The organism is Candidatus Burkholderia verschuerenii, from assembly GCF_001189365.1.
In the GTDB taxonomy this organism is placed as follows: Bacteria; Pseudomonadota; Gammaproteobacteria; order Burkholderiales; family Burkholderiaceae; genus Caballeronia; species Caballeronia verschuerenii.
On record NZ_LFJJ01000244.1, the window covers coordinates 1 to 7,581 of the forward strand.

Annotated in this window: 4 protein-coding genes and 4 pseudogenes; all 8 read left to right on the forward strand. The window is 63.5% G+C overall.

Annotation, left to right across the window (positions count from 1 at the left end; genetic code table 11):
* Positions 1–593 precede the first annotated feature (593 nt).
* Positions 594–2,673 (forward strand): annotated as a pseudogene (locus tag BVER_RS26360) (3-hydroxyacyl-CoA dehydrogenase NAD-binding domain-containing protein).
* A gap of 16 nt (positions 2,674–2,689) precedes the next feature.
* Positions 2,690–3,337 carry a bifunctional nicotinamidase/pyrazinamidase gene (gene pncA, locus BVER_RS26365; RefSeq protein WP_050455776.1) on the forward strand — a complete coding sequence of 216 codons (648 nt, stop codon included), beginning with the start codon at positions 2,690–2,692 and terminating at the stop codon, positions 3,335–3,337.
* Positions 3,334–4,509: pseudogene (locus BVER_RS26370) on the forward strand (acetyl-CoA C-acyltransferase). The gene pncA and the pseudogene BVER_RS26370 overlap by 4 nt, the downstream one beginning before the upstream one ends.
* Before the next feature lie 81 nt (positions 4,510–4,590).
* Entirely contained in the window at positions 4,591–4,893 is a 303-nt protein-coding gene (locus BVER_RS26375) for a Dabb family protein (RefSeq protein WP_050455777.1), read from the forward strand.
* 5 nt (positions 4,894–4,898) lie between these two features.
* Positions 4,899–5,354 (forward strand): PaaI family thioesterase, encoded by a 456-nt coding sequence (locus BVER_RS26380; RefSeq protein WP_050455780.1) that lies wholly within the window; start codon positions 4,899–4,901, stop codon positions 5,352–5,354.
* Between the two features lie 25 nt (positions 5,355–5,379).
* A pseudogene (locus BVER_RS26385) lies at positions 5,380–6,388 on the forward strand (NADP-dependent oxidoreductase).
* A gap of 24 nt (positions 6,389–6,412) precedes the next feature.
* Positions 6,413–7,279, forward strand: a complete 867-nt coding sequence (locus tag BVER_RS26390; RefSeq protein WP_050455778.1) for an SDR family oxidoreductase — start codon at positions 6,413–6,415, stop codon at positions 7,277–7,279.
* Positions 7,280–7,295: 16 nt separating this feature from the next.
* Positions 7,296–7,430 (forward strand): annotated as a pseudogene (locus tag BVER_RS31920) (alpha/beta hydrolase); the annotation flags it as partial.
* Positions 7,431–7,581 lie beyond the last annotated feature (151 nt).

Consider the following 7,581-nt stretch of genomic DNA (forward strand, 5'->3'; position numbering starts at 1 on the left):
CGCTGCTGCATAGCGGCCGCGCGGCGTTCGGCGCTGCGGGCTACGCCCTTCGCGCCGCACGTCGCACAGAAGGATCAACTGAAACCACCGGCATCCGATTTCTGCACAACTTGACGCACACAACTGTGCAAGCCTCTGCTCCATGCCACTTCAAATACCGAAACCCTTGCCGATTCTGCCGCATCTCCACCTTGCCGAGAACACGGTTTATCCGAATTTCGCGCTTGAACGTTTGACGCGCCCGATGCACCACATGCCGGCTCAACGGCCGGCCATTGGAAGCCTGTGTTCTCTGCAGCATGCGATACCCACCGGACATGCGCCCGGCCACCACGAACGTTGTTCATTCCAGTCATGCAGGCTCCATCCAAATTAATTTAGGAATCCGATATTTACTGGCCGAAGCAGCCGCGCCAAAAACGCCGAAGCGCATCAAGCGCGCCGCACCCGCCTAAAGTAATCTGATCATTACGGCGTCGCCACTCGTCCGAATGGCTAATTGAACGCCCGTTCACCTTTGTGTATTCTGATGCGATTCCTCACGAGCGACCCGTGACGCAACACGCCGCCGATACCGACCAGGAGACACCTACATGGCAGTCGATTACACGATCCGCGACGGCGTCGCCGTCATCACGCTCGACAATCCGCCCGTCAACGGACTGGGACATTCGACGCGGCTCGGCATCGTCGAGGGTATCGAGCGTGCGAACGACGACGCGACGGTCGCCGCCATCGTCATCACAGGCGCGGGCAAGGCGTTTGGCGGCGCGGATATCACCGAATTCAACACGCCGAAGGCCACGCAGGAGCCGATCCTCGTCACCGTCATCAAGGTGCTCGAACAGAGCGCGAAGCCGGTCATCGCGGCCGTGCATTCGGTGGCAATGGGCGGCGGTCTCGAACTCGCGCTCGGCGCGCATTACCGCGTGGCGTCGAAGGGCGCGCAAATCGCCTTGCCGGAAGTGAAGCTCGGCCTGTTGCCCGGCGCGGGCGGCACGCAGCGTTTGCCGCGCGTCGTCGGACTGGAAACGGCGCTCAATATGATCGTGACCGGCACGCCCGTCATGTCCGAGAAGCTCGCGCAAACCGCCTTGTTCGACGAGATGGCCGATGGCGATCTGCTCGATGCCGCCATCGCATTCGCGAAGCGCGTCGCGGCGAACGGCGCGCCGTACCCGAACGCGCGCGATCGCAAGATCGAGCATCCGAATGCGGCCGGCTTTATTCAGTTCGCGCGCAATAGCGTCGCGGCCATCGCGAAGAACTTTCCGGCGCCGCACAAGTGCATCGACGCAATCGAGCGCGGCGTGCTTGAAGGGTTTGAGCGCGGCATCGCGCTGGAACGCGAGTGTTTCGTCGCGCTGGTGCAGACGCCCGAAAGCCGCGCGCTGCGGCACGCGTTTTTCGGCGAGCGCGCGGCGGCCAAGATCGCCGATGTGCCGTCGAGCACGCCGACGCGCAAGATCGAACAGATCGGCGTCGTTGGCGCGGGCACGATGGGCGGCGGCATCGCGATGAACTTCGTCAACGCAGGCTTGCCGGTCGTGCTGCTCGAAACGAAACAGGACGCGCTCGATCGCGGCCTCGCGACGATCCACCGCAACTACGAGGCGCAAGTGAAGAAGGGCAAGCTCGCGCAGGAGCAGGTCGAAGCGCGCATGGCGCTGATCCGTCCGACGCTCGACTACGCCGATCTGAAACAGGCCGATTTTATCGTCGAAGCCGTGTTCGAAGAGCTCGGCGTGAAGGAACAAGTGTTTCGCAAGCTGGACGAAGTGGCGAAGCCCGGCGCGATTCTTGCTTCGAACACCTCGACGCTCGATCTGAACAAGATCGCCGCGTTCACGCAGCGCCCCGGCGATGTCGTCGGCACGCACTTCTTCAGTCCCGCCAACGTGATGAAACTGCTCGAAGTCGTGCGCGGCGAGAAGACGGAAAAGGACGTGTTCGCCACCGTCATGCAACTGGCGAAGAAGATCAGGAAAACCGCGGTCGTTTCCGGCGTGTGCGATGGCTTCATCGGCAATCGGATGATCGAGCAGTACATTCGTCAGGCGCTGTTCATGCTCGAAGAAGGCGCGCTGCCCGCGCAGATCGATCGCGCGATCGAGAAGTTCGGCTTCGCGATGGGCCCGTTCCGCATGAGCGATCTCGCGGGCAACGATATCGGCTGGGCGATTCGTAAGTGGCGTTATCGGGAGCAGCCGGATTTGCATTACTCGCGGGTGGCCGATCGTCTGTGCGAAACGGGGCGCTTCGGGCAAAAGACGGGCGCGGGCTGGTACGACTATCAGCCCGGCAAACGCGACGCGCAGCCGTCGAAACTCGTCGACGACATGATCGTCGCGTACTCGAGGGAGCAGGGTATCGAGCGGCGCAAGATCGGCGATGAGGAAATCGTCGAGCGGCTGGTGTTGTCGCTCGTGAACGAAGGTGCGAAGATTCTCGAGGAAGGGATCGCCGCGAAAGCGTCGGAATCGATATGGTCTATCTGACGGGCTACGGCTTTCCGCTGTGGCGCGGCGGCCCATGCTCTACGCCGATACCGTCGGCCTCTATAACGTCGAACGCGCGATGCGCCGTTACGCGAAGCAAGCCAACAGCGAAGCATGGAAGCCCGCGGCGCGGGTGAGCGAACTCGCGGCGTCGAACGGGCGCTTCAACGCGTGATCATCGTCGGAACATCATGAAACCTCTCGAAGACGTATTTCTGGTCGTGGACGTGCAGAACGACTTCATGCCGGGCGGCGCGCTCGCGGTCGCGCACGGCGATGAAGTCGTGCCGGTCATCAATCGTGTCGCGCGCGCGTTCTCGCACGTGGTGCTGACGCAGGACTGGCATCCGCGAACGCATGTCTCGTTCGCGGCGAATCATGCGGCCCGCCAGCCGTTCGACACCACGACGCTGCCCTACGGCGAACAGGTGCTGTGGCCGACGCATTGCGTGCAGGACACCGAAGGCGCGGCGCTGCATCGCGATCTGCATGTGCCGCATGCGCGGCTCGTGATCCGCAAGGGACATCACGAGCAGGTCGACAGTTACTCGGCGTTTCTCGAAGCCGATCGCACGACGCCCACCGGCCTCGCCGGTTATCTGCGCGATGTCGGCGCGAAACGCGTCTGGGCTGCTGGACTCGCGACGGATTATTGCGTCGCGTGGTCCGCGCTCGATGCGCGCGCGCTGGGCTTCGAGGTCAGCATGATCGAGGACGCGTGCCGCGCGATCGACCTGAACGGCTCGCTCGAGCGCGCCTGGCAAGAGATGCAGGCGGCGGGCATCGCGCGTGTGCAGTCGGAAGACGTACTGAAAGAAGCCAATAGGGAGACGACATGACCGACGCAGTGATCGTATCGACGGCGCGCACGGGGCTCGCCAAATCGTGGCGCGGCGCACTCAACATGACGCACGGCGCGACGCTCGGCGGCCATGTGACGAAGGCGGCCATCGAGCGCGCGGGCATCGATCCGGCGCGTGTCGAGGACGTCATCATGGGCTGCGCGAATCCGGAAGGCGCGACGGGTCTGAATATCGCGCGGCAGATCGCGTTGCGGGCCGGTTTGCCGGTCGGCGTGCCGGGCATGACGGTGAATCGCTTCTGCTCGTCGGGTTTGCAGACCATCGCGCTCGCCGCGCAGCGCGTGATTGCGGGCGAGGGCGACGTGTTCGTCGCGGGCGGCGTCGAGTCGATTTCGTGCGTGCAAAACGAAATGAATCGCCACATGATGCAGGACGGCTGGCTGACGCAGCACAAGCCCGAAATCTACTGGTCGATGCTGCAGACGGCGGAAAACGTCGCGAAGCGCTACGAGATATCGAAAGCGTGTTAGGACGAATACGGCGTGCGCTCGCAACAGCGCGCGGCGGCGCAGGCGGCGGGCAAGTTCGATGACGAAATCGTGCCGATCACCGTGCTCGCGGGCATCGCGGACAAGGCGAGCGGACGGCTCCATACGCAGGAGGTCACGCTCGATCGCGACGAAGGCATCCGCGCCGACACGACGCTCGAAGGCGTCGAAAAGATTCGCACCGCGTTGCCGGGCGGCGTCATCACGGCGGGCAACGCGAGTCAGTTTTCGGACGGCGCGTCGGCGTGCGTCGTGATGAACGCATCGCTTGCGCAAAAGGAAGGGTTGACGCCGCTCGGCATCTTCCGTGGCTTCGCGGTGGCGGGCTGCGAGCCGGACGAAATGGGCATCGGCCCGGTGTTCGCAGTGCCGAAGCTGTTGCAGCGCGCGGGCTTGTCGGTCGATGACATCGGCTTGTGGGAACTCAACGAAGCCTTCGCCGTGCAGGTGCTGTATTGCCGCGACAAGCTGGGCATTCCGGACGACCGTCTGAACGTGAATGGCGGCGCGATCGCGGTCGGGCATCCGTATGGCGTGTCGGGCGCGCGGCTGACGGGCCATGCGCTGATCGAAGGCAAGCGGCGCGGCGCGAGGTTCGTCGTGGTGACCATGTGCATCGGCGGCGGGCAGGGCGCGGCGGTCCTGTTCGAAATCGTGTGAACGAAGCGCAAGGCGATTTTTTGCTACGCTTCGGGCTTCGATCGTATTGCCTTCCCTTATTGTTATTGCTCAGGAGTCGCCGTGCTACGTCACATCGTCATGTGGAAGCTGAAGGACACACCGGACGGCGCAAGCCGCGCCGACAATATCCAGAAGCTCAAGAGCAAGCTCGAAACCTGCCGCAGCATCGTCAAGGGACAAGGGCATTTCGAAGTCGGCACGGCGCAAGCAGGCTACGACTGCACGTATGACGTCGTGCTGGTTTCCGATTTCGACGACAAGGCCGCGTTGCAGGAATATCTCGATCATCCGAAGCATCTGGCGCTCAAGGATTTCATCGCGACCGTGCGCGAAGATCGCCAGTGCGTCGACTACGAAGTGTGACGGCGATGGCAACCATTCTAGAAAGCCCCTTTATCGACGCGCTCGGCGTCCAGCTCATCAAGGCCGTCGACGGCGAAAGCGAAGTGCGCATGCCGCTTCAGGAATCGCATATGAACACCTGGGGCATCGCGCACGGCGGCGTCACGATGACGCTGCTCGACGCCGCGCTCGCCATTGCCGCCCGCAGCGTGGCGGGCGACGGCGTTGGCGTGGTCACGGTCGAGATGAAGGTGAATTTCATGCAACCGGGACGCGGCGAATTGAGCGGCTTCGGACGCATCCTGCATCGCTCGACCACGATGGCGTATTGCGAAGGCGAGATTCGCGACAGCGAAGGGCATTTCGTCGCGAAGGCGCTCGGCACGTTCAAATACATGAAGCGGCTCGCGGTCGGACGCGATATCGTCCGGCAGAAACTGCGCTCCGATCCCGCAGCGACACCGGGACCGAGCGACGCCTGACGCCTCTTTCTCCTAAGGAGTTGCAATGGCAAACGCACCGATCAACCGTCAGATTTTGCTGGTGTCCCGTCCCGAGGGCGAAGCGTCGACGGCAAATTTCAAGCTCGTGGACACGCCGCTCGCGCCCTTGCAGGACGGCGAAGTGCGCGTGCGCAATCACTTTCTGTCGCTCGATCCGTACATGCGCGGCCGCATGAGCGATGCCAAATCCTACGTCCCGCCGCAACCGCTGAACGAAACGATGTGCGGCGGCACGGTGGGCGAAGTCGTCGAGTCGCGCAATCCGTCGTTCAAGGCGGGCGAAACGGTCGTCGGCATGTACGGATGGCAGGAATACGGCACATCGAACGGCGAGGGACTCTACAAGGTCGACACCTCGAAAGTGCCGATGTCCGCCTATCTCGGCGCGGTCGCCATGCCGGGCGTGACGGCGTGGTACGGGCTCAATCGGATCATCGAGCCGAAGAGGGGCGAGACGGTCGCGGTGGGTGAGCGCGGCCAGCGGCGCGGTCGGCAGCGTCGTCGGGCAATTGGTGAAGGCGGCGGGCTGCCGCGTCGTCGGCATCGCGGGCGGCGCGGAAAAGTGCCGCTATGTCACGGAGACGCTCGGCTTCGATGCCTGCGTCGACTACAAGGCCGGCAAGCTCCACGACGACCTGAAAGCCGCCGCGCCCGATGGCATCGACGGCTATTTCGAGAATGTCGGCGGCGATGTGCTCGATGCCGTGCTGCTGCGCATGAACGCGTTCGGGCGCATCGCGCTCTGCGGATTGATCTCCGGTTACGACAGCGTCACGCCGCCAATCAAGGCGCCGCGCTTTTTCCTGACGGCGCGGTTGAAGTTGCAGGGTTTTATCGTCAGCGAGCATATGGATGTCTGGCCGCAGGCCTTGCAGGAACTCGGCGCGGGTGTCGCAAGCGGGAAGATCGAGTTCCGCGAAAGCATCGCGCAAGGGCTGGAGAACGCGCCCGAAGCATTTCTCGGCCTGCTGCGCGGGAAGAACTTCGGCAAGCAACTGGTGAAGCTTATTTAATAGCCGTTTGATCGGGGATAGCACGTGGATCGTTTCGAAGGGAAGGTCGCCGTCATCACGGGCGCGGGCAGCGGTTTCGGCCGCGAGTTCGCGCTGAAGGGCGCGACGCTCGGCATGAAGCTCGTGCTCGCCGATGTCGACGCCAACGCGCTCGACGCGACGCTTTCGCAACTGCGCGCGCAAGGTGCCGACGCGATCGGCATGCGAACCGATGTCGCCGATGCCGCGCAAGTCGACGCGCTCGCCCAAGCGACGCTGGACGCCTTCGGCGGCGTGCATCTGCTGTTCAACAACGCGGGCGTCGGCGCGGGCGGCTTCGTTTGGGAAAACAGCGCGAACGACTGGCAATGGGTCTTCGGCGTCAACGTGATGGGCGTGGTCAACGGATTGCGCGCCTTCACGCCGATCATGCTGAAGCAGGACGAACCCGCGCACATCGTCAATACGGCGTCGGTGGCGGGCCTGCTCGCCGCGCCCGCGATGGGCGTCTACAACGCGTCGAAGCATGCGGTCGTCGCGATCACCGAGACGCTTTATCACGATCTGCGGCTGGCGGGCGGGCAGGTCGGCGTGTCGCTGCTATGCCCGGCCTTCGTGCCGACCGGCATCGCCGATGCCGAGCACTCGCGGCCCACGACGCTCGCGAACGACACGCCTTACACCGCGTCGCAAAAGCTGGCGGCGCGGCAACTCGCGAGGGCCGTCGAAGGTGGCAAGCTGACCGCGCGCGACGTCGCCGATCTCGCTTTCGAGGCGATCCGCGAAGGGCGTTTCTACGTGATCACGCATCCGGCCATCATGCCGTCGGTGCAACTGCGGCTCGACGATATCGCGCAACTGCGCAATCCGACCGATCCGATGTCGCTCCGGCGCGAAAAGAAAAACGACTAGATTCACCGTTCGACCGATGCCGCTCAATCCCAAGATCGCGCAGATTCTCGACATGGTCGAGCGCGCGAACCGCAAGCCGTACCATCAACTCACGCCGCAGCAGGCGCGCGCCGCTTATACGATGAGCGCGCCGATCCTCGATAGTCGGCCCTTCAGAATTAGTCGAAGTCAAGGATGGCAAGGGGCCGCCGGAAGATCGTGTTTCCCAGAACTCCCAGAAGCAATATTGATCTGAATGGTTTCCTGGGAGTTTGGAACTTCGCCGATGAGCACGCCCGATTTCTTTCGCAGCCGCCTCGACA